At 67.0% G+C, this 27,000-nt stretch carries 27 protein-coding genes; 16 read left to right on the forward strand and 11 right to left on the reverse strand.

Features of this window, described 5'->3' with window-relative positions:
• Positions 1 to 94 precede the first annotated feature (94 nt).
• From ASC79_RS18900 to ASC79_RS18955, 13 genes are read left to right on the forward strand one after another with little or no spacing between them, the layout of a single operon-like run.
• Entirely contained in the window at positions 95 to 670 is a 576-nt protein-coding gene (locus ASC79_RS18900; RefSeq protein WP_082532257.1) for a lytic transglycosylase domain-containing protein, read from the forward strand.
• A complete protein-coding gene (locus ASC79_RS18905) occupies positions 667 to 960 on the forward strand; it encodes a TrbC/VirB2 family protein (RefSeq protein WP_056026048.1) in 294 nt (97 codons plus the stop codon). The genes ASC79_RS18900 and ASC79_RS18905 overlap by 4 nt, the downstream gene beginning before the upstream one ends.
• A gap of 2 nt (positions 961 to 962) precedes the next feature.
• Entirely contained in the window at positions 963 to 1,298 is a 336-nt protein-coding gene (locus ASC79_RS18910) for a type IV secretion system protein VirB3 (RefSeq protein ID WP_082532258.1), read from the forward strand.
• Positions 1,291 to 3,618, forward strand: a complete 2,328-nt coding sequence (locus ASC79_RS18915) for a VirB4 family type IV secretion/conjugal transfer ATPase (RefSeq protein ID WP_235528829.1) — start codon at positions 1,291 to 1,293, stop codon at positions 3,616 to 3,618. Before ASC79_RS18910 ends, ASC79_RS18915 begins: the two co-directional genes overlap by 8 nt.
• On the forward strand, positions 3,615 to 4,319 hold the full coding sequence (locus ASC79_RS18920; RefSeq protein WP_056026052.1) for a type IV secretion system protein: 705 nt from the start codon (positions 3,615 to 3,617) through the stop codon (positions 4,317 to 4,319). Before ASC79_RS18915 ends, ASC79_RS18920 begins: the two co-directional genes overlap by 4 nt.
• Before the next feature lie 31 nt (positions 4,320 to 4,350).
• Positions 4,351 to 5,265, forward strand: coding sequence for a type IV secretion system protein (locus tag ASC79_RS18925; protein WP_056026054.1), 915 nt, complete (start codon positions 4,351 to 4,353; stop codon positions 5,263 to 5,265).
• Entirely contained in the window at positions 5,262 to 5,420 is a 159-nt protein-coding gene (locus ASC79_RS21215) for a hypothetical protein (RefSeq protein ID WP_156378489.1), read from the forward strand. The genes ASC79_RS18925 and ASC79_RS21215 overlap by 4 nt, the downstream gene beginning before the upstream one ends.
• Positions 5,417 to 6,100: a virB8 family protein gene (locus ASC79_RS18930; protein ID WP_056026056.1), complete on the forward strand. Its 684-nt coding sequence runs from the start codon at positions 5,417 to 5,419 to the stop codon at positions 6,098 to 6,100. The genes ASC79_RS21215 and ASC79_RS18930 overlap by 4 nt, the downstream gene beginning before the upstream one ends.
• Positions 6,097 to 6,933, forward strand: a complete 837-nt coding sequence (locus ASC79_RS18935; protein WP_056026058.1) for a TrbG/VirB9 family P-type conjugative transfer protein — start codon at positions 6,097 to 6,099, stop codon at positions 6,931 to 6,933. The genes ASC79_RS18930 and ASC79_RS18935 overlap by 4 nt, the downstream gene beginning before the upstream one ends.
• Positions 6,930 to 8,003 (forward strand): TrbI/VirB10 family protein, encoded by a 1,074-nt coding sequence (locus tag ASC79_RS21400; RefSeq protein ID WP_056026060.1) that lies wholly within the window; start codon positions 6,930 to 6,932, stop codon positions 8,001 to 8,003. The genes ASC79_RS18935 and ASC79_RS21400 overlap by 4 nt, the downstream gene beginning before the upstream one ends.
• A 1-nt stretch (position 8,004) precedes the next feature.
• Positions 8,005 to 8,994, forward strand: coding sequence for a P-type DNA transfer ATPase VirB11 (virB11, locus tag ASC79_RS18945; RefSeq protein ID WP_056026062.1), 990 nt, complete (start codon positions 8,005 to 8,007; stop codon positions 8,992 to 8,994).
• Positions 8,966 to 10,822, forward strand: a complete 1,857-nt coding sequence (locus ASC79_RS18950) for a type IV secretory system conjugative DNA transfer family protein (protein ID WP_056026064.1) — start codon at positions 8,966 to 8,968, stop codon at positions 10,820 to 10,822. Before virB11 ends, ASC79_RS18950 begins: the two co-directional genes overlap by 29 nt.
• Positions 10,819 to 11,493, forward strand: a complete 675-nt coding sequence (locus ASC79_RS18955; protein WP_056026066.1) for an LPD7 domain-containing protein — start codon at positions 10,819 to 10,821, stop codon at positions 11,491 to 11,493. The genes ASC79_RS18950 and ASC79_RS18955 overlap by 4 nt, the downstream gene beginning before the upstream one ends.
• Here the strand turns inward: ASC79_RS18955 and ASC79_RS18960 are convergent.
• The 5 genes from ASC79_RS18960 to ASC79_RS18980 form a co-directional block, all read right to left on the reverse strand.
• Positions 11,490 to 12,356: a nucleotidyltransferase and HEPN domain-containing protein gene (locus ASC79_RS18960; protein ID WP_235528830.1), complete on the reverse strand. Its 867-nt coding sequence runs from the start codon at positions 12,354 to 12,356 to the stop codon at positions 11,490 to 11,492. The two genes, ASC79_RS18955 and ASC79_RS18960, sit on opposite strands and share 4 nt — an antisense overlap.
• A 548-nt stretch (positions 12,357 to 12,904) precedes the next feature.
• A complete protein-coding gene (locus ASC79_RS18965) occupies positions 12,905 to 15,319 on the reverse strand; it encodes an AAA family ATPase (protein ID WP_162244318.1) in 2,415 nt (804 codons plus the stop codon).
• A 36-nt stretch (positions 15,320 to 15,355) separates the two neighbouring features.
• Complete coding sequence (locus ASC79_RS18970; protein WP_056026072.1) at positions 15,356 to 16,072, reverse strand: GIY-YIG nuclease family protein; 717 nt, start codon at positions 16,070 to 16,072, stop codon at positions 15,356 to 15,358.
• Positions 16,060 to 17,229: a DNA cytosine methyltransferase gene (locus ASC79_RS18975; RefSeq protein WP_056026073.1), complete on the reverse strand. Its 1,170-nt coding sequence runs from the start codon at positions 17,227 to 17,229 to the stop codon at positions 16,060 to 16,062. The genes ASC79_RS18970 and ASC79_RS18975 overlap by 13 nt, the downstream gene beginning before the upstream one ends.
• Entirely contained in the window at positions 17,222 to 17,434 is a 213-nt protein-coding gene (locus tag ASC79_RS18980) for a hypothetical protein (RefSeq protein ID WP_056026193.1), read from the reverse strand. Before ASC79_RS18980 ends, ASC79_RS18975 begins: the two co-directional genes overlap by 8 nt.
• A 153-nt stretch (positions 17,435 to 17,587) precedes the next feature.
• On the opposite strand from ASC79_RS18980, the gene ASC79_RS18985 reads away from it, so the two are divergent.
• A complete protein-coding gene (locus ASC79_RS18985) occupies positions 17,588 to 18,148 on the forward strand; it encodes a hypothetical protein (protein WP_056106327.1) in 561 nt (186 codons plus the stop codon).
• Between the two features lie 144 nt (positions 18,149 to 18,292).
• On the opposite strand, the gene ASC79_RS18990 is transcribed toward ASC79_RS18985, so the two are convergent.
• Positions 18,293 to 19,648: an HWE histidine kinase domain-containing protein gene (locus ASC79_RS18990; protein ID WP_056026077.1), complete on the reverse strand. Its 1,356-nt coding sequence runs from the start codon at positions 19,646 to 19,648 to the stop codon at positions 18,293 to 18,295.
• Positions 19,649 to 19,953: 305 nt separating this feature from the next.
• Here ASC79_RS18990 and ASC79_RS18995 point away from each other — a divergent pair, with 305 nt between their 5' ends.
• Together ASC79_RS18995 and ASC79_RS19000 are read left to right on the forward strand one after the other, a co-directional pair.
• Positions 19,954 to 20,298, forward strand: coding sequence for a hypothetical protein (locus ASC79_RS18995; RefSeq protein WP_056026081.1), 345 nt, complete (start codon positions 19,954 to 19,956; stop codon positions 20,296 to 20,298).
• Positions 20,299 to 20,342: 44 nt separating this feature from the next.
• On the forward strand, positions 20,343 to 21,095 hold the full coding sequence (locus ASC79_RS19000) for a hypothetical protein (protein ID WP_056026083.1): 753 nt from the start codon (positions 20,343 to 20,345) through the stop codon (positions 21,093 to 21,095).
• Between the two features lie 162 nt (positions 21,096 to 21,257).
• On the opposite strand, the gene ASC79_RS19005 is transcribed toward ASC79_RS19000, so the two are convergent.
• The 5 genes from ASC79_RS19005 to ASC79_RS19025 all read right to left on the reverse strand — a co-directional run bounded on the left by ASC79_RS19005 (position 21,258) and on the right by ASC79_RS19025 (position 26,995).
• Positions 21,258 to 22,277 (reverse strand): relaxase/mobilization nuclease domain-containing protein, encoded by a 1,020-nt coding sequence (locus ASC79_RS19005; protein ID WP_082532260.1) that lies wholly within the window; start codon positions 22,275 to 22,277, stop codon positions 21,258 to 21,260.
• Positions 22,274 to 22,801 (reverse strand): plasmid mobilization relaxosome protein MobC, encoded by a 528-nt coding sequence (gene mobC, locus ASC79_RS19010; protein WP_056026085.1) that lies wholly within the window; start codon positions 22,799 to 22,801, stop codon positions 22,274 to 22,276. Before mobC ends, ASC79_RS19005 begins: the two co-directional genes overlap by 4 nt.
• Positions 22,802 to 23,215: 414 nt before the next feature.
• Positions 23,216 to 24,115, reverse strand: coding sequence for an ArdC family protein (locus tag ASC79_RS19015; RefSeq protein WP_056026086.1), 900 nt, complete (start codon positions 24,113 to 24,115; stop codon positions 23,216 to 23,218).
• Between the two features lie 72 nt (positions 24,116 to 24,187).
• Positions 24,188 to 24,499 (reverse strand): DUF736 domain-containing protein, encoded by a 312-nt coding sequence (locus ASC79_RS19020; protein ID WP_056026088.1) that lies wholly within the window; start codon positions 24,497 to 24,499, stop codon positions 24,188 to 24,190.
• A 492-nt stretch (positions 24,500 to 24,991) separates the two neighbouring features.
• Complete coding sequence (locus ASC79_RS19025; protein WP_369817341.1) at positions 24,992 to 26,995, reverse strand: ParB/RepB/Spo0J family partition protein; 2,004 nt, start codon at positions 26,993 to 26,995, stop codon at positions 24,992 to 24,994.
• Positions 26,996 to 27,000 lie beyond the last annotated feature (5 nt).

Consider the following 27,000-nt stretch of genomic DNA (forward strand, 5'->3'; position numbering starts at 1 on the left):
TCGCCTCGCCTGCCGCTTCCGATCCAACCTGCGGGTGGGAGGCGCACATGGAACAACAGACGACATACGTCCAGGCCGGCCGCGAGCGCACGTGATGCTCGAACTTGCCGAGAGCGCGCTCGTGGCCGAGCGATGCGCTCCGAACGTAGCGCCTCAGACGCTGCTTGCGATCATCGAGGTCGAGAGCAGCTTCAATCCCCTCGCCATCGGCGTAAACGGCCCAGCGCCCCGCGCCCTGCCGGCCGTTGATCGCAATAGCGCGCGCTCGCTGGCCGCCAGCCTTATCGCCGAGGGAGCGAGCATCGACCTGGGCCTGGCGCAGATCAATATCGGCAACCTTCGGCGGCTCGGCCTTTCGCTCGATGACGCCTTTGACCCTTGCCGCAATCTCGCAGCGGCGGCGGTCATTCTGCGCGAAGCGTACGCGCAGGCGATCAGGCGCGGAGAGCCGCCGCAAACGGCGTTGCGCACCGCCCTGTCGATCTACAACACCGGTCACCCGCGACGGGGCCTCACCAATGGCTATGTCGCCAAGGTCCTCGCCGCGTCCGAGCGCATGGACAAGGCGGCGCGCGCGGGGCGCGCGCCTGAGACGCCCGCGCAGGGACTCTCCGCGCCGCCCCTTTCGATCAGCTTCGTCATTTCATTCCCTCAAGGAGTTCGCCCGTGAGCGCATGTCTTGTCCGCCCCCTGGTCCTGGCTGTGCTTATCGCGAGCGCGGCGAGCCCGGCCCTGGCCCAGACGCCAGGGACCGGCGCCGACCTTGGCGCTTTCATCCAGAACATCATCGATCTGCTCAACAGCGGCATCGTCCGCGGACTGGCGGTCCTTGCGGTGATCCTCACCGGGATCGCCTGGATGTTCGGGCACCTCGATCTTCGTCGGGCCGGCACCGTGGTCGTGGGCATCATCGTGATCTTCGGCGCGACCACGATCGTCGACATGATTACGGGCGGCTGAGGGTGAACGCGCCGCGCCAAAGCCTGACCGAGGACATCCTGTTCCTCGCCTGTACGCGACCGGCCATGGTGTTCGGCGCGCCGATGGAGGCCGTCGGGGTCACCCTCATCGTCTCGGCGCTCGCCTTCCTGGCCGCAGGCTCCCTGCTCTACCTGCTGGTCGCCCCAAGCCTCCATCTGGTCTGCCGCGCGATCTGCGCCAACGACGCCAACGCATTTCGCGTTCTCTATCTGGGGCTGGCCGCGCGCGCCAAGGTCGGCGGGACCGGGCTCTGGGGCGGATCGTCGCCAGATCCCCTGGCGGTGCATAGCCAGCTTGCGAGGCGCGCCCGTGGCTGACCAGCCCCCCGCCATGGCGCTCGGTTCACGCCCTTCGCCCGGCCGCGTGGCGCAGTTGCCCTATGCCCGGCACGTCAGCCCGCAGATGGTGGCGCTGGACGACGGCTCGCTGATGCTTTGCTACCGCTTGGAAGGCGCAGCGTTCGAGACCGCCGATGAGCGCGAGCTCAATGATCTGCACGAGCGTCTCAACACCGTCTGGCGAAACATCGCCTCCGAGCGCCTGGCTGTGTGGCAGCACCTGGTGCGACGCCCTGCGCCGATCGATCCCGCGGGCGTCTTCCGCTCGCGCTTCGCCGCCGAGCTCGATCAGGCCTATCGCGCTCGCCTGCAAAGGAGCCGGCTCTTCGTCAACGAGCTCTATCTGAGCCTCGTCCTTCATCCGGGCCCAAAATCGCAGCGCCTGGCCGCCGACCCTGGACGCCTGGAAGAAGCCGGCCGCGATCTTGCGCAGCACCTCGCCCGCTACAAGCCGAGCGCGCTGGAGACCTATAGCCGCGATGGTCTTTGCTTCTCCCAGCCGATGGAGCTGGTGCGGCTTCTCCTCACCGGCGAATCCGCGCGCGCGCCGCTCGTGCGGGGCCACCTGGGCGCAGCGGCCTATTCGGCGCGGCTGATCTTCGGGCGCGAGGCGCTCGAAATCCGAGATGTGACCGAGGAACGCTTCGCTGGACTGCTTGGCGTGAAGGAGTATCCGGCCTCCACCCGGCCTGGCCTGTGGAATGGTCTGCTGCACGCGCCCTTCCCGCTGGTGATCGCCCAGTCGTTCGCCTTCCTGGGCAAGCCTGCGGCCCGCGCTCTCTTGGAGCGCAAGCAGAACCAGATGACATCAGCCAAGGACCGGGCCGCGTCCCAGGTCGCAGATCTGGCGTTGGGCCTGGACGATCTGGTTTCAAACCGCTTCGTGCTTGGCCACCATCAAGCCTCGGTGCTGGTTTACGGGCAGAGCCCCGTCGAGCTCGCCGATCATCTCTCTCGGGCCCGAGCGCTCATGGCTGAGGGCGGCCTCGTCGTCGCCCGCGAGGACCTTGGCCTTGCGCCAGGCTTCTGGGCCCAGTTTCCCGGCAATTTCCGCGCGCGACTGAGACCGGCGGCGATCACCAGCCGCAATTTCGCGGCCTTCGCCCCGCTTCACACCCATCCCAGCGGCCAGGCGAGCGGCAATCACTGGGGACCGGCGGTCGCTCTGCTGCGCACCTCGGCGGGATCGCCGTTCGCCTTCAATTTTCATGTCGGTGATGTGGGCCACACGTTCGTCTGCGGGCCGACAGGCTCGGGCAAGACCGTCATCCAGAACTTCCTGCTCGCTCAGCTGGAGAGGTTCGGGGCGCGCCAGATTTTCATCGACAAGGACCGCGGCGCTGAGATTTTCATCCGGGCCAGCGGCGGAACCTACCTGGCTTTGCAGCCTGGCCTTCCGACCGGGCTCGCCCCCTTCAAGGCGCTGGGCGCGACCCTGCTCGACCAGGCCTTCCTAGGCAGGCTTGTGCGCGCGATGGTCGCCGCCGAAGGCGCCCCGCCCCTGCAGCCCTCCGATGAGCGCGCGATAGACGCAGCCATTGCGGCGTTCGTTCCGCTGCCGGCCAAACAGCGCTCAATCGGCGCGCTTCGGGCGCTGCTTGGCCAGAGTGACGGCGCAGGCGTCGGCGCACGGCTGGAGCGCTGGCGTGCGGGCCAGGCTCTGGGCTGGGCCTTGGACGGACCCACGGACGAGTTTTCGCTGGAGGCGCGCCTGGTGGGGATCGACGTCACCGGTCTTCTCGACACCGCCGAAACCCGCACCCCGATCATGCTCTACCTCATGCACCGCCTGCAAAGGCTCGTCGGCGTCGAGCGTCTGGTTGTCGACATAGATGAATTCTGGAAGGCGCTTGGGGACGAGGCTTTTCGTGAGCTCGCGCAGGACGGGTTGAAGACCTACCGCAAACAGGACGCGTTCATGGTCCTGGGCACCCAGTCGCCGGCCGACGTACTGGCCTCTCCGATCGCCCACACCCTGGTCGAGCAGTGCGCCACCAAGATCTTCCTGCCCAATCCCAATGCGTCTGAACGCGACTATGTCGAGGGGTTCGGGCTGTCAGGACGGGAGTTCGCGCTGATCCGACATGAGCTTTCACCCGAAGGGCGTCGTTTCCTGATCAAGCAGGGCCCTGGCAGCGTCGTCGCCGAACTCGATCTCACCGGCCTCGATGATCAGCTCGCCGTCCTCTCCGGCAGGACCGCCAACATCGAACTCGCAGCGCGCCTGCGGCGCGAGCACGGCGATGATCCGGCCCAGTGGCTCATCCCATTCCAGATCGCTCAGAGGAGAACTGCATGAGCAGGTTCACGTGCGTGCTGCTGGCCGCCGGCTTGCTGGCCGGCGCCGGCCCGGCGAAGAGCCAGGCGATCGTTCACGATCCGGCCGCCTATGCGAGTCTGCTGGCGCAGGCGCGTACGGCTCTTGATCATCTCAACGAGCTCAAGTCCCAGGTCATGGAAGCCCAGCGGCTCTATGACGGATTCAACCAAGCCTCGAATATCGGCGACCTGGCCGCCGCGCTCAGCCATCCGACGGTGCGCGCCTTCGTACCCGAGATCGCGCCCTATGTGGCAGCCGCCCGCGGCGACTTCACCGGGCTTGGCGAACTTGGCGAGGCCGCTCAGGTCGTGCGCGAGGCCAACCGGCTGTTTTCCGCAAGGCCGGGCGTCGGCGTGGACCGCGAACTGGAGGCGGCCGGTGATCGCGCCGCACGCGACGTGGCGCTGGGTCGCGCCGCGGCTGAAGTCGGCGCCGTGCGCATGGAAGGTCTCGCCGAGATCGGCCGCGCGCTCGATGGCGCCTCCAACGCCCGCGCGGTGTTGGACATTCAGGCCCGGCTCGCCGCCGAGCAGGCGATGATCGCCAACGACCAGATGCGGATGCAGGGGCTGGAAATGGCCCAAAGGGCCGAGGAGCGCCTGCAAATCCAGCGCGATCGCGAGAGCGCGCGAGCCGCTTCCGAGGCGCGCCGCGAGATCTACCGGCAGGGCTTCCAATGATGGCCGGCTGGACGCCGGCCTGGCGCGCGCGATGAGCTTCACGGTGTTTGGGCCGGCCTACGGATTCATCGACACCAAGCTCGATGAGGTTCTGAACCAGGGCGTCTCGGCCATGGTCGAGGAAGTCGCCGGCCCTACGCGCTTGGCGCTGGTTCTCTATGTGATGCTCTACGGCTTTGCGATCCTTCGCGGCGCGATCGCCGAGCCGCTGGCCGACTTCGCGGTGCGCTCGATCAAGCTGGCCGTGATCCACACCCTTACTACAAGCGTCGCCTACGGTCCCTGGGTCGCAGACCCGCTGTTTCGGATCTTGCCCCTGACGCTCGCGCGCGCCACCAGCGGCGGCGCGGCGCAAGATCCAGGCGCCGCCTTCGACGACTATTTCTCCCGCGCGGCCTGGCTCGGAGAGACGATCGCCCAGAGCGCCACGCCGATGGACCTTGGCCCGTTGTTCACGGCCGGCGTCGTTTTCCTGGCAGGAGCGTTGACCGCGGCGCTCGGCTTTGGCGTGGTCGTGCTCGCCAAGTCCGCCCTCGCCCTGATGATCGCCCTTGGTCCGATCTTCATCGCCTGCGCGCTCTTCGAGGCGACGCGCCGCTGGTTCTTCGGGTGGCTCAGCCAGGCCGTGAACTACCTTGTTCTGTTCGCCCTCATCCTGGCGGTCGCACAGCTGGTCCTGGCCCTCGTCGCCGCCCAATGGGCGCAGATCGAAGCGGTCGATCCGATGATGGCGGGCCTGCACTACGTCGCCCTCTCCATCCTGGCTGGGATCTTCTTCCTCCAGACGCCGGCCATTGCTTCGGGCATCGCCGGCGGCGCCAGCGCCGGCATCGCCGACTTCGCCACCGCTGGCGCGAGCGCTTGGCGCGGCGCGCCCGCCGCCCCTCCCGCGCGCCTGCCCCCCTCCACCAGCGGATCGATCCGCCCCACAGGAACCGTCAGATGAGACCGCTCGCAGTCCTGCTCGCCTTCCTCCTGGTCGCGCCGGCGCTGAGCGCCTGCGCCAGCCCAACCGGCTGCCGGGGACAGGCCCGCCCCGCCAATCCACATGGTTCGGTGCTGCAGGCGATCGCCGGCCCGCATTGTGGAGCCACCTGGTGAGCGGCGTGTGGGCCAACGAGCTGCGCGCCTATTTCGCGGAAGCTCGGCGCTGGGATGAGGATCGGCTGGCCAACGCCCGCCGCTCGGCCGTCATCGCCTGGACCGCAGCCGGCGCCAGCAGCCTGCTGGCGCTTTGCGGCGTGCTGGCCCTGGCGGCGCTGACCCCGCTCAAACGTGTCGAGCCCTACGTCGTGCGGGTCGACAGTGCGACGGGCGCCGTCGAGGTCATGACGGCCCTGAAGGACGTCGAGGCGCGCAGCTATGACGAGGCTGTCACCAAGTCTTTCCTGGCCTCCTACGTCCGTGCGCGGGAGGGGTGGCTGCCCGCGGCGGCGGAAGCGGACTTCCGGCAGGTGTCGCTGATGTCGAGCGCGGCCGAGCAACAGCGCTGGGCCTCCGTCTATCGCGCAGGTCAGCCGCTCAGTCCGCAGACGCAGTTTGGCCCTGCCGCGGAGGCCCTGGTGGAGGTGCGGGCGATCAGCTTCATCGCGCCGGGCGTGGCCAATATCCGTTTTCATCGCAAGGTCCGGCGGGGCGGGGCTCCGGAAGCAGCCAGCGACTGGATCGCAACGCTCGCCTTCTCCTACGCCAAGGCGCCGATGCGCGAGGCCGACCGCCTCGCCAATCCGCTCGGCTTCCAGGTGTCGAGCTACCGCGTCGATCCCGAGGTGGTCCGATGAGCCCTCGCCTGCATTTCCTGGCCGGTCTCGCGGGCCTCGCCTTGGCGGCCTCGCCGGCCAACGCCGCCCCCTCCGAGGCCACGCCCCCGCCTGACGCGCGCATCCGCACGATCGACTATGCGGCCGGCAGCGTCGTCCGCGTTCCGACGGGGCCGCGCACAGCGACCCAACTGGTGTTTGGCGAGGGCGAGAGCGTGCGCCATGCCGCGCTCGGAGATCCCGCCGGCTGGGAAGTGGTGGCCGAGGACGGCGTTCTCTTCCTCAAACCCAAGAGCGCGCGCGCCAGCACCAACCTGATCGTGACGACGCAGGCCTCGGCGGGAACCGCACGGCACTATCATTTCGAGCTCGTCGCGGGCCCGGGCGAGCGGGCGCTCTTCGCCGTACGCCTGCGTCATCCTGGGCAAGACGCCGTCAGGCTCGCCACCGCGATCGACGCCCAGGCCGCGGCGCTTGAGCGCAAAGTCATTGACCTCCAATTGGAGCGCGGCGCGATCGAAGGCCCGCGCAATCTCGACTACGTCCTGGCCGGCGATGAGGCGCTCGCGCCGTCGGAAGTCTCCGACAACGGCCGCTTCACGGTGTTGCGGTTCCCAGGAGCGCGCCCGCTGCCGGCGATCTACCTCCTGGGCGCCGACGGCGCTGAGCGCCTGGCGCGCTTCGATGTCCGCGGCGAGTTCGTCGTCGTCCACGAGACGGCCCCGGCCCTGCGCCTGCGACGCGGGCGCGCCCTGCTCTGCATCCTCAACCGCGCCTATGGCCAGGGCGCCCAGACCGCCGCCACCGGCACCGCCTCGCCAGAAATCAGACGCAGCGTGGAGCGGCTGCCATGAGCCAGGAGACCGCGACGATCGAGGGGCCGCCGCAAAGGACCGAGCGCCCCCTGAACCGGACCATCTCTCCCATCGCCGGCGGGTGGCGAGGCTTGGGAGCTGGACGTCTGCCTCTCGTCGCCGCCCTGGTCGCCGGCCTGGCCGCCCTGGCGGCGGCCGGCGCGAGCCGAGAGCGGGCCGAGCCGCAGCCCGCGCCCGTCCAGGCCGCCCGTCAGATCGTTCCGTTTGAAGCCGTGCGCGCAAAAGAGCCTGCGCCGAGCCCTGACCAGACCGACTTGCTGTTGTCAGACGAGGGTCAGGTGTTCGCCTCGTTGCCGCGCGGGGGCGGCGAGCAGGTCCCAGCGCCGGTCACCGGCCCCCAGCAGCCGCCGACGCCACCCTCCATGCTGGCGATCAACCGCTCGGCGCAGCGAGTGTCGCCCGGATTTGCGGCCATGGCGGACCGCTCCCCGCCGCCAGGCGACCCCGAAGCGCCGCGCCCGAACGGGAAGATCGCACGCCTGCAGGCCCGGCCCCTGGGCGACCTCAACATGATGCTGCTCGCAGGCTCGCTCTTGCCCTGCATTCTGGAGACGGCGCTCGACAGCACCTTGCCCGGCCAGGCCAGCTGCCTGGTCGCACACGACATCTACTCGTCGGCGGGGACGGTCGTGTTGCTGGAAAAAGGCACCCGGGTGCTCGGCGAGCACCGCGCGGGCCTGCGCCAGGGGCAGCGGCGGCTTTTCATCGTCTGGACCCGCGCGGTTACACCGGCCGGGGTCGCCATCGAACTGGCCTCGCCCGCCGCCGATCCTCAAGGCCGCTCGGGCATGGACGGAGAGGTCGACACGCGGTTCTGGGACCGGTTTGGCGGCGCTGTCCTGATGTCGGTGCTGGAAGCCGGCGTGGCCGAGGCCGGCCGCGAGATAGACAGGCGCTGGCTTAGCGAGCCGTCCGACGCCGCCAGCGTCGCTCTTCGCCAATCGGCCGACATCGCCCCGGTGCTGCGCAAGGCGGCCGGCGCCGAGGTCGCGATCTTCACCGCCGCCGATCTGGATTTCACGCCGGTCTACCAGCTGAAGGCCCGCTGAGTTGGCGGGCGACACATCCGTCCTGGAACACTACCTCCAGCCGTTGCGACCCTATCTCGACGCGCCCGGCGTCAGCGAGGTCGTAGTCAACCGGCCAGGCGAGATCGGCATTGAGCGCGCGGGGGGCTGGAGTTGGATCCTTTCCGATCGCCTTGGCGCCGAGGCCCTGCGGCCCCTGGCCATCGCGGCCGCCGCCGTAGGCGCCCAGGACGTGGGCGAGGCTCATCCGATCTGCACCACGGTCCTGCCCACGGGAGAGCGGTGCCAGATCGTCTTGCCGCCGGCGGCGCAGGACATATCCCTTACCTTCCGCCGCGGCGGCCCGGCGTCCATGTCCCTCGATGAACTGGCCGCTGCGGGTCTTTTCGACGGCGCCGCGCACATCGCCCGCGACGAGGCGTCCGATGGCCTCTCTGTCCTACATCGCTCAGGCGACTGGACGGGATTTCTCGCCGCCGCGGTCGCCGCGCGCCGCAACATTCTGATCAGCGGCGCCACAGGATCTGGAAAGACCACGCTCGCAAAAAGCCTCGTCCAACTGATCGATCCCAAAGAGCGTCTGATCACTATCGAGGACGCCCGCGAGTTGATCGTGCCCCATCGCAACGCCGTGCACCTGCTGTACGCCAAGGACGGCCAGGGCCAGGCGCAGGTAGGGGTCAAGCAGCTGCTCGAGAGCGCGCTGCGTATGCGTCCAGACCGCATCCTGCTGCAGGAGCTGCGGGACGAGGCCGCCTTCTTTTATCTGCGCAACGTCAACACCGGCCATCCCGGCTCGATCACTACGATCCACGCCAACTCGGCGGCGCTGGCCTTCGAACAGCTGGCCCTGCTGGTGAAGGAGAGCTCGGCGGGGCGCGACCTGCCGAGGGCCGAGATCTTCACTCTGCTTCACCGGCTGGTCGACGTCGTCGTGCAGGTCCGCCGCGTGAACGGGCGCTTTGCTGTCAGCGAGATCTGGTATGAGCCCATCGCTCTCAAGTCCCGCTGAGCGGGCGCGCCTTGCCCTTCTGGCCCTTGGCGCGCTGGCCCTTGGCGCCGCCAGCGCCATCACCATCGTGCTGGCCGGCCTTGGGCTGCGCCCGCCGGCCCAAGACCTCCCGCAGACGCTCGCCGGGGTTTGGAAACATCGCACCTCGCCGTTGGCGGCGCGCTGGATCGTCCTGGGCGCCTTGGCCGGAGCCCTTCCGATCGCGGGCTTTACCGTTCTGGTCCAGGGATCGCGACCAACGCTCCATGGACGCGCACGCTTCGCCAGCGAGCCTGAACTTCGGGCAGCGAATTTGCGCGCGCGGGCGGGCCTGATCGTGGGACGCAGGAACGGCGCGCCGCTGGTCTTCGGCGGCGATGAACATCTGCTGCTCTACGCGCCGACCCGATCAGGCAAGGGCGTTGGTCTCGTCATTCCCAACCTGCTGGCCTGGCCAGGCAGCGTGGTCGTCCTGGACATCAAGCGTGAGAACTGGACGGCGACGGCCGGCTTTCGAGCCGCCCACGGCCAAGCCGTCTACTGTTTTGATCCCTTGGACGCGCAAGGGCGGACCCACTGCTACAACCCGTTGGGCCACATCCCCCGCCACGACGCCGCCGAGGTGCTCGATGAGCTGCAGCGCATCGCCGTCATGCTGTTTCCCGTTCCGGCGCGCGCTGATCCCTTCTGGGCGGAGTCGGCCCGGACAGGGTTCATCGGTCTGGGCGCCCTGGCGGCCGCAAGCGATGGGCCTTTCAGCTTCGGCGAGATCTATCGCCTGCTCGCCCAGCCCGATCTGCGCACGCGTCTCACCGCCCTGCTGACCGATCCTGAGCGAGATTTGTCGGCCGGCGCGCGCACCGCGCTAACCGATTTTTGCGGAGCCTCGGAGAACACCTTCGCAGGCGTGCGCCAGACCATCACTTCTAAGATCAGCCTCTGGCTCAACCCGCGGGTGGATGCGGCCACGACTAAGAGCGACTTCGACCTGCGCCGGCTGCGCGACGCCTCGATCAGTCTCTATCTCTGCGCTTCGCTCGACAATCTCGACCGTGTCGCGCCGCTCTATGGCCTGCTCTTTCAGCAGCTGATCGACCTGAGCACCCGCGCCCTCCCCTCCGACGGTCGCCACCAGACGCCGGTCCTGGTTCTGCTCGATGAGTTCGCGCGGCTGGGCGCAGCGCACGTTCTGGCCCACGCCTTTTCATATGTCGCGGGCTATGGGCTGCGGCTGCTGCCGGTTCTCCAGAGCCCAGCGCAACTACGGGCCGCCTACGGACGTGATCTGGCCGAGGATATAATCGCCAACTGCGGGGCCGAAGTGGTGTTTGCGCCCAAGGATCTCAGGGTCGCACAGGAACTCTCCGAGCGCCTCGGCGCCTACGACTATGAGAGTCGCTCGCGTAGCCGCCCCGCGGGCCTCGCAAAAGGATCGCGCACGGTCACCCTGGCCGATCATCGGCGGCTGTTGATGCTGCCGCAGGAACTGATGCAGATGTCGCGCGAGCGTTTGCTGGTCTTCCGGGCTGGCACCCCGCCCATCACCGGAACCAAGATCCGCTACTGGCGAGAGCGCGCCTTCACCAGCCGGGTCAGGCCGCCGCCAATAGTCCCACCGCACGGCGGGCAAGTCTCGCAACCGCCCCCGAGGCCCTTGCCAACCAAGACCCGGCCAATGACGGCAGCTGAAATCGAAGGCCGCGATCCCCTGACCCTCGCCATGATCGAGCCCAACATCGATGCGGCCGGCCTGGACCCCCTGCGCCCAGATGCGACCGCCGAAGAAGCCATCGCCTGGATCGAAACCCTGGTTGACGCCGGCCTGCGCTCGGAGGATCCGCCTAGATGACATCGTCCCTTGAAGCCCCCGCAAACCAACCTGCGGAAACGGCGACGCCCGCCACCATCGCGTCTTCATCCAAAGCCAGATCGCGCAAGATCGGCGATGTCCCTGACGATCTGCAGAAGCGCTACCTGACCGAACCTGGTCCAGGCGGCCTAGCCTTCTTCGTCGACCATCGCACGAAGGCGCCGGCCTTTCGCGATCAAGGCAAACGTCTCACCGCCGAGCGCGCTGATGCGAAAACCTTACGGGACATGGCCGCCATCGCCCGCCATCGCGGCTGGGAAGAAGTGACCATCACCGGCGAGCCGGCTTTCCGTCGCCAGGCCTGGATGGCGCTGAAGCGCGAGGGACTGGAGACGCGCGGCTACCAGCCAAGCAAGCGCGAGCTCCAGGCCCTCAATCGCAGCCTGGAAGGCAGGCCCGCATCCAAACCTGACCGCCGCAACAACGAGAACGAAATCGCCGCCCAACCGCGCCTTGACCTCTCCGCCAACTCGCAACTGGCCCTCGCAAAGACCGTCGTCGACGCCAGGATCGTGGACCCCAACCTGCGCGAGCAAACGATGACGGCGGCGCGCGCGCGCATCGAGGCCTGGATCGCAAAGGGGGTGCGCTTTCGCACGGCCGTCGTCAGTTCGATCGAGCGAACGCCCGACAAGACCCGCAGCCGCTAGAGACCGGCCTGCCGTCGCAGTTCGTCCAAACGCTCGCGGGAGACAGTTTCGACGATATCGCGCAAAGCCGCCGCCTCGGCCGCCAGCGCCTGCAGGTCCTCGGCGCTGATTTCGTAGCTGGTCGAATAGCGCGCCTCTACATAGGCGCGCTTCAAAAGCTCAAATCGTCGCCGGTCAGCGCGCTGCTCGCGCGGCCAGGCCGCGATCAGCCGCGGTTCGCCTTGTTCGGCCAGCGAGCGCAGGAACTTGATGTTGTGCGAGCGCGGAAAGTACAGCGTCCGAACCAAGAGGAAGCAGGCGTAGGCCGTCTCGACTGCCTGATGAAGTAGGAAAGCTGCTCTCTTCCGATGCTGGTCGCCTACATCTGCACGAGCAATGTGAGAGCCGGCGTCCTCAAGCCACAGGGTTAGGTCTTTCGCTTTGCTCTCAAGGTGCTCTTGCGCAAGCTCGTAGGCGTCCTTCGCCGTCGGCGCCGCTGGATTGGCGAGCGGATGGTTGGGCAGCTCGTAGAGCAGCACGCCGTCGCGGACGATGTCGGTGAAGAAGTACTGCCCCTTGGAGAGCGCCTCGTTCACCTCCTGCATGGTGTGGACGATGATGTTGACCGATCTGCCGACCTTAGGATCGCGCAGGATTTTGTCCTCGGCGACGTACCAGTAGTCGGCGATCTCGGTCAGCTTCTCGTGGCTGACGATGATCAGCAGATCGTAGTCGGACTGGTAGCCGTTCTCAGGCTCATCTACCCAGTCGTTGCGGGCGTAGCTGCCGAACAGCGCGATCTTCAGGACCCGGCCCTGCTTGCGGAACGGCTGGGTGCCGCCGGCGATCGCCGCTTCGAATTCGGCGAGCAGGGTCTGCGTCACCCGCGCCAGCTCGCGCTGCTGCAGGTCAGGAAGATGATCGAGGTCAGTTCTCATTACGTTCGAGTCTCACCAATGGGCGACCCACTTGGCAAGCCCTTACCGCAAGTTGTCGTGCCGCCGGGCGTTGAGAACGTGCTTGAGCATACGCCCCAGCGGCTTTGGCCCGAAGGCTTGGACATGCGCGCCGGCCGCCCGGCTGGCTCGAACCTGCGACGCTAGGGGCGCGTGCGTCCATGACCCGTCGTCGAGATCAGCGCGTTGGCGTCATGTCCGCATGGGGCTCGAAGGCGACCTTCGGAGGGTCTGCTTCCCGGCTGGCGCTAGAACGTATCCAGTGCGTCTGCGTCGGTCTCTTAGGGAGGTTGGTAGTGTCGGCTTCGCGACCCAACTGTTGCGCCGTGCGACCTCCGCGATCGCCATACCCCCTTAGCAGCGACCTCAGACAACGCGGAGGAGATTGACGCAGCGCAGCTTCCGAATTTCGGCGAACACTAGGTCCCCCTTCCGGCGTCAGGGAGCCAGGCCTCATCAAGCAAGCGCCATTGGCGCTAGGCTTTGCAGTACTTCTCAAGATCCGCGTGATGGTCCCCGTCCACGGTCTTCATAAGATGGAGTAGGGCGGCATTCGCGTCACGGCTCTCCTCCACCGTCATCGCTGACTGCGAGATTAGGTCGTCGAGATTGTCGGAGTGGGATTCCACCTGCGTAAGACGCTCCAGGGCGTTGAGGCGGTGTAGGTCCAGATCCTTATGGCGTTCACAGAGTGTCTTCAACTTGTCGCTGATGTTGCCGCTCCGCGGCACTTTGAATGCGAGGAAAATTTCGAGAACGCGGCGCAGCACGTTGGGCATCATGAACGCGTAATCGAAATGCCCTTCGGCGGCCTCTTCAAACCTGAGAACTTTTTCGAAGAGATAGTGGTACTCGGACTCGTACTCGCGAAGATGCGCAGGCAGGTCGATAATGTTTGCGGTTCGCAGCATGGTCGATGCGGGCACCGTGACGTCGATGAATTTCAGACGCGCCTTGACCTTATCAGGCTCCCCCCTTGCCCAGCCCTTCCAGTGCTTTTTGAACTCGTTCATGCACTGCTGGTTGTGGGTCAGCACGATTAGCTGCGCCGCACCGGAGAGGCGGTTGCGAACGAGGCTGCACGCGTAGTTCATCGCCTTCGTGTCGAGACTCGAAACCGGGTCGTCGATGACCACGATGAGGTCTTTTATTTTCCTGTCATCTGCCTCCAGCGTGGATAGGAAATAGCAGAGCGCGATGGCTGTCTTTTCGCCTTCGCTCGGCGCGCCGGTCACAAGGGAGCCGTGGCGATGAAGCTCGTAGCCGTCTTCGACGGCGACAATCGTCAGCTCGTCGTGCCCGAGATAGGACTTAACTAGCAGGTTGATTTTGTTGGCAGCCGGGCCGTGCTGCTGCACCTTGGCGCGTAGTTCGCTTACCCCTTCGTTGATTTTGGAGATGGCCGCTTCAGCCGCCTTTTCGTTGCCAACTCCTTCTTCGACCTCTTTGACGTGCTTTGCGTACTCGCTCGCAGTCTTGGCGACGAAGTGCCGCCGGATGTCCTCACGGGCTTTCGTCTGGTGGTCCACGAACGTGTCCACCATGTCGCTGTGCTGCTTGCAGATGTCGTTCACGGCCGCGCAGCTGTCCGAAAGCGCCTGCACACGCTGCTTCACGTCTTCGATGCCGGGTAGGTTAGGTGTCACCGCGGTGGTTGGTGTCCTTTGTCGGGCGCGAAGACTTTTCAGCGCGCTGAGCAACAGCGGCGTGACATCGTCAAGCGCCGTTGTCAGCTTGCCCGCGGCCGCCTCAAATGGCGGCTGAAACTCGGCCGAAAGGGAGGCCGCGGCCGGTACCGCAGCCTTCGCAATGTTGAGGGCTTCAGCACAGCCATTTGCAGCGTTTATGGACGTGTTTAGGTCCGTGACAAACGCTGAAAGCTGGTCGTCGAACGCAGCAGTCAGGAGGGCTATTCGCTCCCCAGGAATATGGGACCCGCAATAGAGGCAGGATTCCAAGTTGTGGCTGACATGGTACTCGTGGCCATGCTGCGCCCAGGGGACCATCGTCGGGTGAGCAGCAAGCCCATCGACCACTATGCTTCCGATAGATTTCGGCACCAGCTCGGATGCGGAGCGGATGGCATCGAAAATGGCCTCTGCAGGGATGCCGACCGGATCCACCTTCGCGGGCGGCTCAGACCTCGCACATGTCGCAATAGCCGCATCCAAAACATCGTCGCTGAGCACGTCAGCGGCTGTCGCGCCCAGCTTCTCAACGTCCGACATAAATTGCGTGGCTTCGTAGCGCGCTACTTGCCGCAGACGCTCTCGGATGTTGCCAGCGGTCAGTTTCTTGAACACCGCGAAGGCCTTCTCCCGCTCGCGAGCAACCTTGGATTCCCCCACAAGCTTTTGCTTGGCTGCAGGAAGTGTGGCCTCCAGTTCCTTGAGCTGTTGAGCAGCGTCGGCCTGGTCTGCGCCTATGTAGAAGACTGGCGTTGCATGCCCGGTATCCCAACGCAGATTCCGTTCGATGAAGTCGCCATTGAAGACGCAGAAGCGTTTTTCGTGGCCTGCAAAGCTCTTCGGATAGTTGAGCCTAGAACCGTCTGACATCTCAATTTCGAACGTGCAGTTCGATGGGAGGCGATGTTGAACTTCGCCGCTCTGGAGCGCGGTAAAGACGCGTGACAGCGTCGATTTTCCCGACCCGTTGAAGCCGTAGAATAGGTTGAATTGCTTCAAATCAAGGCTAGCTGTTGTAGCCTTCCGCTCGGCGAGTACCGCAGCGTCTTTAAGCAGTCGGATGTTGCAGACTTTTACCACGGCCGCCCCCAGCGCGTTTTCCGGTCGGTAGAGAGGTTGGCGAGGGACCGGATTAGCTTTACTAGCTCGCAAGGTCCGGTTGTAAAGCGAAGCTTGCTCCGCATGGGTGCGGCCTTCGTACACTCTTTCGCCGACCGCACACCGTTGCTGCGCCAGGCTCTAGCTGTCGGTGTCGCCTTCGACCTGCACTGAGGCCGCGCCGCCGAGCGCTTCGTATCGGCGCTCGGCCAGCCATTGCAGTCGCTTGGCCTGGGTCTGCAGGACCCTGCGCAGGCCACCTTGAACCCTGCGTTCGGAGATCACCTGGGCCAGTCGGGAGATGATCAGCGCCCGGCGCGCAAGACGGAAGTCCGGGTGAGAGCGGAGTTCGTAGACGCGCTCGGAGACGATGCAGCCGCGGTAGGAAGGGGGCGCTGTGACGGCGAGCTGGCCGGGAGGAGGATCCTTCTCGTTGAGAATCGCCTTGAACCGTGAGCCGGCTACGGCCTCCTTGGTGATGAGGCGTTCCAGCGCATCGAGATGCTGGCGGGCCAAGGGGTCCTTTCCGGAGGTCTCCTGGAAGGCGGGGAGCGGCCAGACCTCGATCTCGTAGACCTCGAACGGATCAAGGACCGACATGGCCACCGCGTCCGTGCGTTGGTTGGTCAGGTGCCGGCGGATGCGGGTCCGCAGCATCTCATTGGTCTGGCCGACATAGATTGGCTCGCCGTCATAGTCGAAGAACGCATAGACGCCCCACTTGTAGTGGCCGACCCGTCGCGTCACGCCAGTCGGATCCTCGAACAAGGCGTCCAGGAAGGCCGTCAGATTTGTGCGAAGGTCTTCCGTCTCGAAGGGCGGGACGTGGACATCGTCGGGGCGCTTCAAGCCCGCCATGCAACGCGCTCGCCTGGGTTTTCGCACTGATCGGCCGCCTCGCCGAGAACAGGCTCGAAGATGTGCTTGGCCAGGTAGCGCACGACCGGTGCAGCCACCCCGTCGCCGGTAAGATGATAGGCCTCGTTGTAGTTGCGCGGCAGGCGGTAGTTGTCGTCGAGCCCCATCAATCGCGCGGTTTCCCGCGACGAGATGAGGCGCGAGCGGACCCGCAGGCCGTCGACTACGAGGATGACCTGGCGGCTGGATCCGCCCGCAGGGGTCCGCAGGCAGCCTGCGACGTCATCGAACCTGACTTCGGCGCGCTGAACCTTGCGACCGGCCTCATCGAGACGCGTCCGACGATAGACGCCGCCGACAACCCGCCGTCCGGCCCGCCGGGCGGCGTCGACCTTGGCGAGGTTCACCGGCGACATCATGTCCAGGAGCTTTTTGGTCTCTGCCTGATTGTGCCAGCCGACGCTCTCGGGATTCTCTTCGATGACCTCGGCGAAGGTGCTGGTCCGCCGCTCTGGCGATGGCAGGTTCCACCAGACCATGTGCTCGCGGACTTCTATCGGCAGGTTGTCGATCGCGCGGCAAAGCGCCCGTGTGTGGAACGGCGCGATCGGCTCGGGCGTGAGGAGTTGCGGGTCGATATCGAGATCGTCTCGCACGCCGACCACAAAGAGCCGCGGGCGTGATTGGGGAACAAAGAGATCGGCGTTGATCACCAGCGCGCCGGCGCGATAGCCGGCCGCCTTGAAGGTCCGGCAGATCGCCTCGAAGTCCTTGCCGCTATGCGAGGTGAGCGTGCCGCAGACATTCTCCACGGCGACGATAGCCGGGGCGCGTCCGTCTGCGATCAGCTCGGAAATCACCTTCCAGAACGGATAGAAGCTGCCGGAGCGCTCGCCGCCGAGGCCGGCACCTACTCCTGCCAGCGACAGGTCCTGGCAGGGAAAGGAGCCCCAGACCAAGTCGGCGACGCCCGGCAACATGTCGGCGGTGACTGCGCGTACATCGCCGACATGCAGCTCTCCCCCCGTGCCCCAGTTGGCCTGGTAGGAGAGGCCCTTCTTCGGATCGAAGTCGTTGGCGAAGAGGCAGTTCCAGGTCTCGCCCAGGCCGGCACGCGCCATGCCGCCGCCCGCAAAGAACTCGTAGAAGCTAGCCATGGCGGCGACCTCCCGTTGCAGGGTCTAAGCGCGCAGCCTCGCGCGCCAGCTTTTCTTCGACCGCTTCGGTTAGCCAAGTGTTGCGCGAGACGTGGCCCGGCCGTGCCGCACGCGCTTCGTCGATCGCTGCGAAGGTCGGCGCGGAAAGCCGCAGGTTGATGCGGTCCAGGTCCCGGACGCTCGGCGAGGTCGAAGAATCGATCATGGCGCCACGCTGGCGCCCTCCCGGCGCCATGTCCATAGTTCTCTTTTCGTTCCGCTGAATGCAAGTGAAGATTGCTTTGCGTTAGACTGTCGCATTCGTTGAGTCGGAAAACCGCCGCTGCCTATCAAGCTGTTCGACATCGAAGTCCGCCGCGTGGTGGCTGGAGGCGCTCTCGACGATCTCCCCACTGAGGTCGCCGACGCCGCTGGCGACGAGGGCTATCTGCGTGGCAACAGTCGCTATGCGGACCATCGTGGGTGGCTCTGGGACGACGTGCGCGACGCGTTGAAGGTGGAAGCAGCGGTCGTCGACCAGATTGCCGCCGTCCCGGTCTCAGCTGAGGCCGAGGCCGCCTTCGAGGCGCAACGAGACCTGGACAGCGAGGGAGCCGAGGCGCTGTGGGGCTTAGACGTAGGCGTGGCGTCTGCGGTGATTGCGCTATCGGCACTCCGCGCCATGCCGTTCATCAGCTGCAACGCTGGATCATTCGGCGGAGTTCATGCCGCAAGCCGGCCGTATGTCGCCTTCTACATCGCTGAGGCGTCGCCGGATTTACTCTTGGCCTTGGCCGAGAGAGCTGGAGTCGGGCTCGAGGTCCAAGACGGCGTCCTGTGCCTTTACGGGCGAACCATCCTCGATCTGATGCAGTTCGCCAGCGTGGCCGAAGCTCAGAGCCGCTCATCGGACAAGTTCCTGCGTGTCGGAAGCACCTGACCTCAAGTTGCCGCTTGCATGGGGCGGGAGCGGTTGAGGCTGACGCTCCCGCCAGCGGACCTCACTAGTGTCCCCTTCTCGGCTTCGACCCAACTTCCGCTGATGGCGCTTAGCGGTCTGACGAAAGCACTTTGCTTCGATAGTTCACTCACCGTCGGTCGCCGCCGGTTCCCGCGAAGGGACGCGGAGGCGGCACACGAGCCCTTCAGGCCGGAACTCAAGCTCGGCTGGCGCACCTAGTTCCCCAGCAAGGCCTCGCCCTAGCAGCCGCGATCCAAAACCAGAGCGTGTCGGTGTGATCACCTCCGGACCGCCCATTTCGCGCCATTCCACTAGCGCCCCCTGCCCGTCATCAGCCGCCCACTGAACCTTGACTTCCCCGGCCGGTGTCGAGAGCGCGCCATACTTGGTCGCGTTGGTCGCGAGTTCATGCAGGGCCATGGACAGCGCTACCGTCGCCCCCGTCGGCACCCAGATCTGCGGCCCCTCAACCTCGACCCGATTGGCATGAGCATACGGTGCGATCGCCGTCGTCACGATGTCGCTGAGATAGGCTCCCTCCCAGGCGCGCTTGATCAGAACGTCGTGCGCCGCCGAGAGCGCCATCAGCCGCCCGTTCAGCGAGGCTTCGCGCTCAGCGTCCACCTCCCTGAGTGTCTGGCTGATAACAGACTGCACTGTCGCGAGCGTGTTCTTCACTCGGTGATTGAGCTCTCCGATCAGCAGCGCCTGTCGCCGTTCAAACCTGCGCCGTTCGGTGACGTCCTGTGCGGTCCCGATGTGTCCGGCGAACGCATTGCCGCGAAAGCGCGGCCGGCCATGAAGATGGATGACGCGCAAGCTGCCATCGGCGTGACGAAAGCCGCCTTCGTATTCGAACGGGCTGGCGGCTTGGCGCGCCTGGCGCAAGGTGGTCAGCAGCCGCTCAAAGTCTGCTCCGTCAACGGCCTCCAGCCAACCGTCCCCCAGCAGCACTTCACGGTTTCGACCGAGCGTCTCGACCATCGCCTCGTTTATGAACGTCAGTGTGCCGCCCGCCCCGCTCGCCCACGCCGCCGCCGGCATGTTGTCCGCCAAGGTACGGAAGTGGTGTTCGCTATCGGCGAGCTCGCGCTCGGCTTCCCGAACCTCCGTGATGTCTCTCCAGACTGCGCCGACGCCGCCGTTCAGGGGGAAGACCTGGACCAGCAACAGTCGCAGCTGACCCCGGCGCGGAAAAGTCGCCTCGGCCTCCTCGGGCGAATGCGTTTCCCGAACCCGGCAACAGAGCACGCCGAAGGGACTGCCCCTCGAAACACGAGGAAAATTCCAGAGCGATCGCCCGACGATCTGCGACCGAGGCCGCTGCAGGAAGCTCACCGCGGCAGGATTGCAGTCGATGCACATCCAGTCGGCGTCAAACTGAAGGAAGCTCTCGCTTAGTCCGTCAAGGAACTCGCGGGGAAGCATCGGACGCGACGCCTCTGGCCCGAAATGCTCGTCGTATGCGCCATCTTCCATGACGCAAGGTTGCTGCCGGCCAGAGAGGAGTTCAATCGGGTGTGGGCCCCAGCGCCAAGGTGCGGAACAATTTCGAACCGGCGACTTTGGCGCTCGCTTCAGCCAACTGCCGACCGCGATCAAAGTCTATTTGGGCGCTGCGCACCGCCGCCGAAACTTGGCGAAGCGGAGGCTTAGCTGCGAACCATGCCGGTCCGTGAGACGCCGTGAGCGCCGCCGCGGACCGGCGCAGGCGCGTCTCCGAAGAGGTGAAGGAACCATGGCCCGCCTCATGGTTTTCCATCCCATCTCTGGGAGAACCTCACATGATCAAGACGATGATCGGCGTCGCGGCCATCGCGACGCTGCTGGCGGCCTGCGGCCAGAAAACGGCTGAAGCGGACAACACCAACGGCCCGGTCGTGGCCGCCTCGGAGAGCCCCCGCAACGAAGCGGTGGACACCACCCCGACCCAAGACGCCGCCGCCCTGACCCCCGGCGCCAACTCGTTCACCGAAGCTCAGGCCAAGGGCGCGATTGAGGCGTCGGGCTACACCGGGGTCAGCGCTCTGACGCAGGACGCCAACGGCGTCTGGTCGGGCACCGCAACCAAGGACGGAGCCGAGGCCAAGGTCGCCGTCGACTACAAGGGCGTCGTCAGCGCGTCTTGATCGCGCCGCCTCGCCAGTCCCCCGAAATCAGGAAACCAAATCCGATGAGCAAGACCATTACGCGGCTGTTCGACAGCCACACCGCCGCCCTCTCCGCCGTCGAGGAACTCGAGCGTGCCGGCCTCGACCACGACAAGATCAGCATCATCTCCAACAACACCGACAATTGGCACGATGGCCATAAGCATGCCGGCGAGCGCGCGGGCGTGCTGGGCGATCGCAATGGCGACGGCGAAAACGACGTCGCCGACGGCGCCGGCAAGGGCGCCACGACCGGCGGCCTTCTGGGCGGCGGGGCTGGCCTGCTCGCCGGCCTCGGCATGCTGGCGATCCCCGGCCTTGGTCCGGTCGTCGCGGCCGGCTGGCTGGCCTCGACGGCTGTGGGCGCCGCCATCGGCGCGGCCGCAGGCGGCGCGACGGGAGGCCTTCTGGGCGCTCTCAAGGAAGCGGGCCACACCGATGATGAAGCCAACGTCTATTCCGAAGGCGTGCGGCGCGGCGGCACCCTCGTGAGCGTCAAAGCGCACGATGACGAAGTCGCCACGGTCGAGGCCATTCTCGATGGCCAGCGCGGCGTCACCGCCACGACCCGGGGCGACGCCTATCGCCAGTCGGGCTGGTCGCGCTTCGATGAACGCGCCGATCCGTACGGCGTGGAAGAAATCGCTCGCGAGCGCGCGCTCTACCTGGGCGAGACCCGCTCCTTCAGCGGCCTCGAGCCGACTGACAGGTCCATCGACGACGGCGCCGCCGAACCTCGCCCGATCGGCAGCCCTGGCCTGAACCGTCCGGTCTAAACCGGCAAAGCTGGCGCCTGTCTAACTGTCAGTTACCGGGCGCCCAGCGCCGCGTGGCCTGTCCCCGCCACGCGGCGCTCCCTTTTTGGGATGAACCGCCGAGCCGGCGCGCTTCTCCTCGCCGCGCGAGATCGTCGCCGGACCAATCGCCCGGCAACGGGATCAGTCCTCACGATCGCGGCTCTCCGGCTGCGGCGGCTGCCGCCTATTCACCAGCTTTTCCTGCAAGCCGCGCAGACGGCGCGCCAGCGCCAGGCGACGACTGTCAGGCGCCGGCATGGCGCCGACGAACGCCTCCAGCTGCGCGCCGAGCGCCCTGTGTCCCGGATCGAGCGACACGGCCAACGCCTCGGCCTGCGCCAGATAGAGCCCCCGAATTCGCCCTTGCCGCGCGGCCAGGGCCGCCTCCCAAGGCCGCGGCGCGACGTCGCCTGCAAACGCAGCACCCGCCGCCTCCTTCAATGCCGCCGTTTCCGTCCGGGGCATCGGTCCGAGCCCCGCGAGCGAGCGATCGGCCATCCGGCGCATCGCCATCCGTTGAGGCTTGCGCGTCACCCCGCGGGCGCGACGCGGCGTCGCCTCGGCCTCGACGCCGCGATCGCGCAAGGCCTGCGCGAACACCTGCCGCCAGGCTTCCAGGTCGCCCTTTTTGGGATTGAGCCGTGACCCATCTCGCCCGGCGCTGCGAACGGTCAGATGGACATGCGGATGATCAGTGTCGGTGTGGAGCGCAAACACATAATCGAAGCGCTCTGCGAACACTTCGGCGGCGAAGGCGCGGGCCGCCAGCCGCAAGGCCTCCGCGTCTGTTCCCGCCGGCATCGACAGCATCAGCGCGTGGCTGAGCGGAGCATCCTTCCGCCAAGGCCTTGCGATGTCCGACTGCTCCGCCCAATCCCTGGCGAGCTCGGCGGCCTCAGCGCGTCCGCGCCACGTCCACCCCTGTTCGTCCTCCAGTTCTAGAGCGCCGTTGCGCGAGATGTAGGCGATGTGACCTTTCAGATGCACGCCGCCTCGCGTGCGGCCTGTCACCTTGACCATCACTTCCGGCGCGCCGCGCACGATGCGCGACAGCCGCCCGCCGACCCCGCCAGTCCCGAGCACCTCCTCAGGTCTCCGACGCGGCAGCGCCGCCGGCCGCCAGACTTCCTCGAAGCCTCGAACGGTGACGAGCTCGCTCACCGCGCGACATCCCAGTAGGTGAGGTTTCCGGCTATCGCCCGGCCGAGCGCATCTGCGTGGCCACGGACTTCCAGGCGAAAGACCTCCACGGCCAGCGGGTCGTGCAGCCGAGCTGGCCTTGTCCCTGTCCTGTCCTGCGCCTGCGCATTCAACGCCCGCGCCATCTGGTTCAGATTGACCCCGATCCGGCGCAGCTCAGCGGCGATCGATACCAGCGCTTCCTGCCCGGCCGGGCCGAACGCCGGCCGCTCTGCGACACGCCGCGCAATCAGCGCGCCCGCCCAGGCGTTAGGGGTCATGTGAAGATCCGCCGCCGCCGCCGCGACGGCCGCGAGATCAGCCTCGGCCAACCGAACGGTAAGCTTGGCGGGGCGGCGGGTGGAGAAGCTCGTCTCGCTTTCACCCTGCCCCGCAGCCTCAGTGATCAGGCGCCGTAACAGGGCCGACCGACCGCCATTCCCGCAAGCCGCGGCGTCGAACCGCGCAGCCAGGTCATCGCTCAATCGGACATTGAAGATCGCCACGCTCGCCCTCCCCGTAAGACACCGCCGCCGCCAAGGCTATCCTGCCCTAGCCTCCCCCCACCTTGCCCCAGTCCTCCCTTCCCCCACGACGCGTAACCCTACGCGCTCCGGCCAGGCACGCGCAGAAGCCGACCGCCGCCTTGTCCACGCCCCGCATCACCGGCAGCAACCAGCGCCGCCCAACCGGCGCGCGCGGAGCAGGTCGCTCTACAGTCCGCTGGAGCCTCGAATTTTCGCCCGCCCATCGCAGCTCCGGACACGAGGAAGCCGCCTATAGGACGAGAAGCCGGCCTCGGGCGCCCATCCGGCCCAATGAGCCCCGCAGAGCCCCAACCAGTCCGCCAATGCCGAGGCGCTGGTCCCGACGAGAAAGAACCGCAGCGGACATCAGCCCGCTGCGGCCAAGCCTTCGCCTCAACCAGGAGCCTGCAGGGCGTGAAGGTAGTCGCACGCACGCTGCGCATGCGACGCGGCTGTGAAGATGAAACGCTTGTCGCCGTTCAGCACCTCGAGCCAGGACGCCAGATAGGCTGCATGATCCTCACGTGGCTTCAGCGCGATGCCGAGATCAGCGCAGAGGAAGGCCGCGCCAAGTTCGGCGACGAGTTCCTCCCGAGCATAGCCGACATCGCCCCAGCGCTTGCGTCCGAAGTCACGATCAAGCCGCGCCGGGTGCCGGGTCCAGTGGGTGCACTCGTGCGCCAGGGTCGCATAGTAGCCGTGCGGGTCTTCGAAGCACTCGAAGGGCGGAACCTGCACATGGTCTGTGCCCATCACATAGTAGGCGGCGTCACCTCCATGACGGACCTCCGCGCCGGTGGCGGCGAAGAAGGCCTCGGCGCGGGCGATGCGCTGGACGTGATCGAGCACGGGGGCTTGCGGCGCGTGGAAACGCTCCGGCAGGCCTTCGATCTGTTCGACGTTGAAGACGCTGTAGGCCTTTAGGAACGGAATCTGGCGCTCGACATCCTGGCCGCCCTCCCCCGCCTCGGTGCGAACAATGCGGTTGGCGTAGACAACGCTGGAGCCGCTCTCGCCCTTGCGGACGTGCGCTCCGAGTTCCAGAGCCTGCCGGAAAGTCATCCAGACCGGAGCGCTATAGCCGCGGGCGAGCGCTTCGGACCAGAGCAACAGGACATTGACGCCGCTGTAGGGCTCTCCGGAATGCCGAAGCGGGCGGCTGATCTTCCCGGCGAGGTGCTCGGCCGACCAGGGCCTGGTCCAGGGCCGCACCCCGCGTTCGAGGTCGGCGATGATCTGTTGAGTGACCCGGGCGTAGAGGTCCGGGCGAGCGGAAGGGTCGGGGCGGGCCATGGCGGCCTCCTCTAGAAAAGGGATGTGTTGGAGAGGGCCAGCGCCCCGCGCGGGCGGGGCGCTGGCGAAGGCTCAGTCGGCGACGCGGCTGCGCGACCAGATCAGGCTGTAGCCGTCGTCGGCGTCGACCAGGCTGGCGTAGATGGGAGCGGGAAAGCTGGGGTCGTCCAACTTGACCGAGAGGTAATCGCGGTTCTCGCGGGAGGTCTTCTTCCAGGCCGCGCCGAACTCGACCTGGCCTACGAAGACGCGGTAGTCGGGCGCCCGCTCGTTGTCCTTCTCGGCGGGGCGGAACTGGGCGGCGCCGACATTGAGGGTGAGGGTCTTGATGGCGCCGCTGATCACGCCGTTGGCCTGCTGGGTGAAAGTTCCGATGGTGGCCATGTTCAGTCTCCGTCCTTGCGTCTCAGCCGCGCCCATCGCGGCCTCGATGGCGATCGCAAGTCCGGAGGCGGCAGGATGCGCAGCCCGCAGGGCCCGCAGCGGAGCGCAGGACGGCGCGGGCGCGGTTTCTTGCCTCGCGAGGAATGGCGGCTTGACCGCCAGGGGAAGAAATCGCGCGCGGCGCCGTTGCGCCAGGACGGCCGGCGGCGCAGCCGCATCTCCTCCGGCCAGATCGGGCCATCGCGGGCCGTGACGGTCGCGGGGCGCAGCGGACGTGAGCCGCATGGCGCCAGGAACTGATCACCCGCAGCCATGGCGCTGAGCACGCGGTCGCCGTCAGGCGCGCGCAAGCATGGGCGAGCCGCTTGTGAACGCTCGCCGGGCGGCGCGAGAGGCGCCGCCCCTACGCGCGGCGGCGGGCCAGGCGAAACCTCGCGTGAGCCGCAGGACCTGCCGCACAGCGATTGGCCGCGCGGCAGGGGACGCCGCAGCTTAGGCCGCGCGGCAAGCGGCTAGGTCGTCGTCCGTTGATGCGACAGGCGCGGCGCGCAGCAGCGACGGCAGCCAATCGCTCTCACTCAGCAACGCTTCGGCCGCCTCCACCATCTCGCTCTTCTTGAGGCCCGCCAGTCGCAGCGCTTCGGCCTCGCCCGCCGCCTCGGCCACCGCTTCCAGGATGCGCGCCTTGGTCACCCGGCCAAGATAGCTGCGCGCGTCGGGCCGCCAGTCGCCTCTGAGGTCTAGCGCCAGACGGTGAGCCAGCGCCTGCGCATGGCCGATGGCGGCGGGCTGGGAGCGGCGGTCCTCTACCGCATCGACGCAAAGTCCGACGCAGTGCGCGAGAAGCGCCATGCGGCTGTCGCCGTCCAGGCCAAGGACGAAGTCCCATGCCTCATGATGCGACGGCGGGGTCTGGCGCGCCCAGCCCTCGTGCCGCTCGGCGACCCTGCGCCCGGCTGGCGCCTCCTCGATGGCCGGCGCCTCGGCGCCCAGGGCGCGAGACGAGCAGCTGATGTCCAGGCAACTGGCGCCGCCGCTGGCATAGAACGTCGCCAGAACCAGCGCATGCAGGAGGCAGACCAGTGCGCTCTGCGGATCTTGGCCAAGCGCATCGCGCAGGCTCGCCGTGCGGTAGGCGGTCAGTTCGGCGACGAGGCGCTCGGGCAAGGCGTCGGCCCGAACCTGGTCGCCCGCTTCGCCGCTCGCCGTCTCGCTGGTCTCGCCGTCCTCTTCGCCTTGGCCATGAGTCTGGCGCGCGTCCTCAGGACGGATCAGGCCTCTCTCGAAGCGCACACCCCCGTCCCAGGTGAGCACGGCCATGAGCCCTCCCCGCGCGATGTCGGCCTCGTCATAGGCGTAGTCCTCGCCAAAGGCGGCGAGCTCGGCGTCGATCTGCGCGACGCGCTCGGCGGCCTCGGGCGGCAAGTCCTGCGCCTGCGACCACGGGGCGATCAGCGCCTCGCGCTCGTCGCCGAGCAGCGCCATCGCCTCCAGCGCCTGGGGCGTGCGCGCGATCTGCCGGGGATAGATCCTGGATAGTCCGTGTCCGGACGGATAATCGAGGTGCGCCTCGCACCACGTCCAGCCTTCGGCCTGACGCGCCGCCTCGGCCTGCGCGGAGAGTTTCTCGCACGCCAGCTGGTCGAGCAGCGCGACGTCCTCCAGCCACCCGCCACGGTCCTCGCAGAAGAGGTCGCGCAGCACCGCTCCGCCTGCCGCCTCATAGGCCTCAAGTCCGATGAAGATCGCCCGGCGGTCGTCGGCGGGCGCCTTCTCGGCGGTCAAGGCTTGGCGGATGAAACTGGGCGAGCGGTTGTAGGAGAGGCTTGAATAGACCTGCTCCTGCCGGGCGTGATCCTCGCTCACCGCGAAGGCGGTCAGCTGCTCAAGGGTCAAGTCCTCCTCGCGATAGGCCGCGAGCAGGAGAGGGCTGATGCAGGCCAGTCGCAGCCGCTGGCGCACCAGCTGGGCGCTGACGCCGAACCTCGCGCCGATGTCTTCAGCGCCCCAGCCGAGCCGCAGATGCAGGTCCAGGAACGCCTCGAACTGGTCGGCCGGGTGCATGGCCGAGCGGGTGATATTCTCATCCAGGCTGATCTCCTGCGGATCGAACTCGGTGTCGATCAGGCAGGGGACCAGGTGAGACTTGCTGATCTGGCCGCGCCTGGCGAGCAGCTTCAGCGCCAGGCGCCGCCCCTCCCCGATAGTGACCAGCCAAGTGCCCGTGAGGCCGCCGTCGGCCTTCCGCTCGGGCTCGACGACCGGCTTCTGCAGCAGCCGCTTGGCGCTGATGCTCGCGGCCAGCGCTTCGATGGCCGCCGCGCTGTGCGGCGTCTTGCGCACGTTGCGCGGCGACATCTTGAGCTTGTTGAGGGGGATGTCTCGGTTCCGCTGACGATCTCGTTGGGGGTCATGACGATCTCCTTTAAGGGGGCTGTCGAGGCGCAGGGCGCGCCTCGCAGCCCTGCCCGTCGGCGGGACCGGGTGTGCAAGCAGAGCGG

Origin of the sequence: Phenylobacterium sp. Root1290 (assembly GCF_001425305.1) — a bacterium.
Lineage (GTDB): Bacteria > Pseudomonadota > Alphaproteobacteria > Caulobacterales > Caulobacteraceae > Phenylobacterium.

Bases quoted from the DNA above. Each gene is read 5' to 3' on its own strand.
- ASC79_RS18920 (WP_056026052.1), top strand. From the start codon at position 3,615: ATGAGCAGGTTCACGTGCGTGCTGCTGGCCGCCGGCTTGCTGGCCGGC.
- ASC79_RS18955 (WP_056026066.1), top strand. From the start codon at position 10,819: ATGACATCGTCCCTTGAAGCCCCCGCAAACCAACCTGCGGAAACGGCG.
- ASC79_RS18970 (WP_056026072.1), bottom strand. From the start codon at position 16,072: ATGGCGGGCTTGAAGCGCCCCGACGATGTCCACGTCCCGCCCTTCGAG.
- ASC79_RS18900 (WP_082532257.1), top strand. From the start codon at position 95: ATGCTCGAACTTGCCGAGAGCGCGCTCGTGGCCGAGCGATGCGCTCCG.
- ASC79_RS18975 (WP_056026073.1), bottom strand. From the start codon at position 17,229: ATGGCTAGCTTCTACGAGTTCTTTGCGGGCGGCGGCATGGCGCGTGCC.
- ASC79_RS19000 (WP_056026083.1), top strand. From the start codon at position 20,343: ATGAGCAAGACCATTACGCGGCTGTTCGACAGCCACACCGCCGCCCTC.
- ASC79_RS18980 (WP_056026193.1), bottom strand. From the start codon at position 17,434: ATGATCGATTCTTCGACCTCGCCGAGCGTCCGGGACCTGGACCGCATC.
- ASC79_RS18935 (WP_056026058.1), top strand. From the start codon at position 6,097: ATGAGCCCTCGCCTGCATTTCCTGGCCGGTCTCGCGGGCCTCGCCTTG.
- ASC79_RS18925 (WP_056026054.1), top strand. From the start codon at position 4,351: ATGAGCTTCACGGTGTTTGGGCCGGCCTACGGATTCATCGACACCAAG.
- ASC79_RS21400 (WP_056026060.1), top strand. From the start codon at position 6,930: ATGAGCCAGGAGACCGCGACGATCGAGGGGCCGCCGCAAAGGACCGAG.
- ASC79_RS18995 (WP_056026081.1), top strand. From the start codon at position 19,954: ATGATCAAGACGATGATCGGCGTCGCGGCCATCGCGACGCTGCTGGCG.
- ASC79_RS18950 (WP_056026064.1), top strand. From the start codon at position 8,966: ATGAGCCCATCGCTCTCAAGTCCCGCTGAGCGGGCGCGCCTTGCCCTT.
- ASC79_RS19015 (WP_056026086.1), bottom strand. From the start codon at position 24,115: ATGGCCCGCCCCGACCCTTCCGCTCGCCCGGACCTCTACGCCCGGGTC.
- ASC79_RS21215 (WP_156378489.1), top strand. From the start codon at position 5,262: ATGAGACCGCTCGCAGTCCTGCTCGCCTTCCTCCTGGTCGCGCCGGCG.
- ASC79_RS18990 (WP_056026077.1), bottom strand. From the start codon at position 19,648: ATGGAAGATGGCGCATACGACGAGCATTTCGGGCCAGAGGCGTCGCGT.
- ASC79_RS19020 (WP_056026088.1), bottom strand. From the start codon at position 24,499: ATGGCCACCATCGGAACTTTCACCCAGCAGGCCAACGGCGTGATCAGC.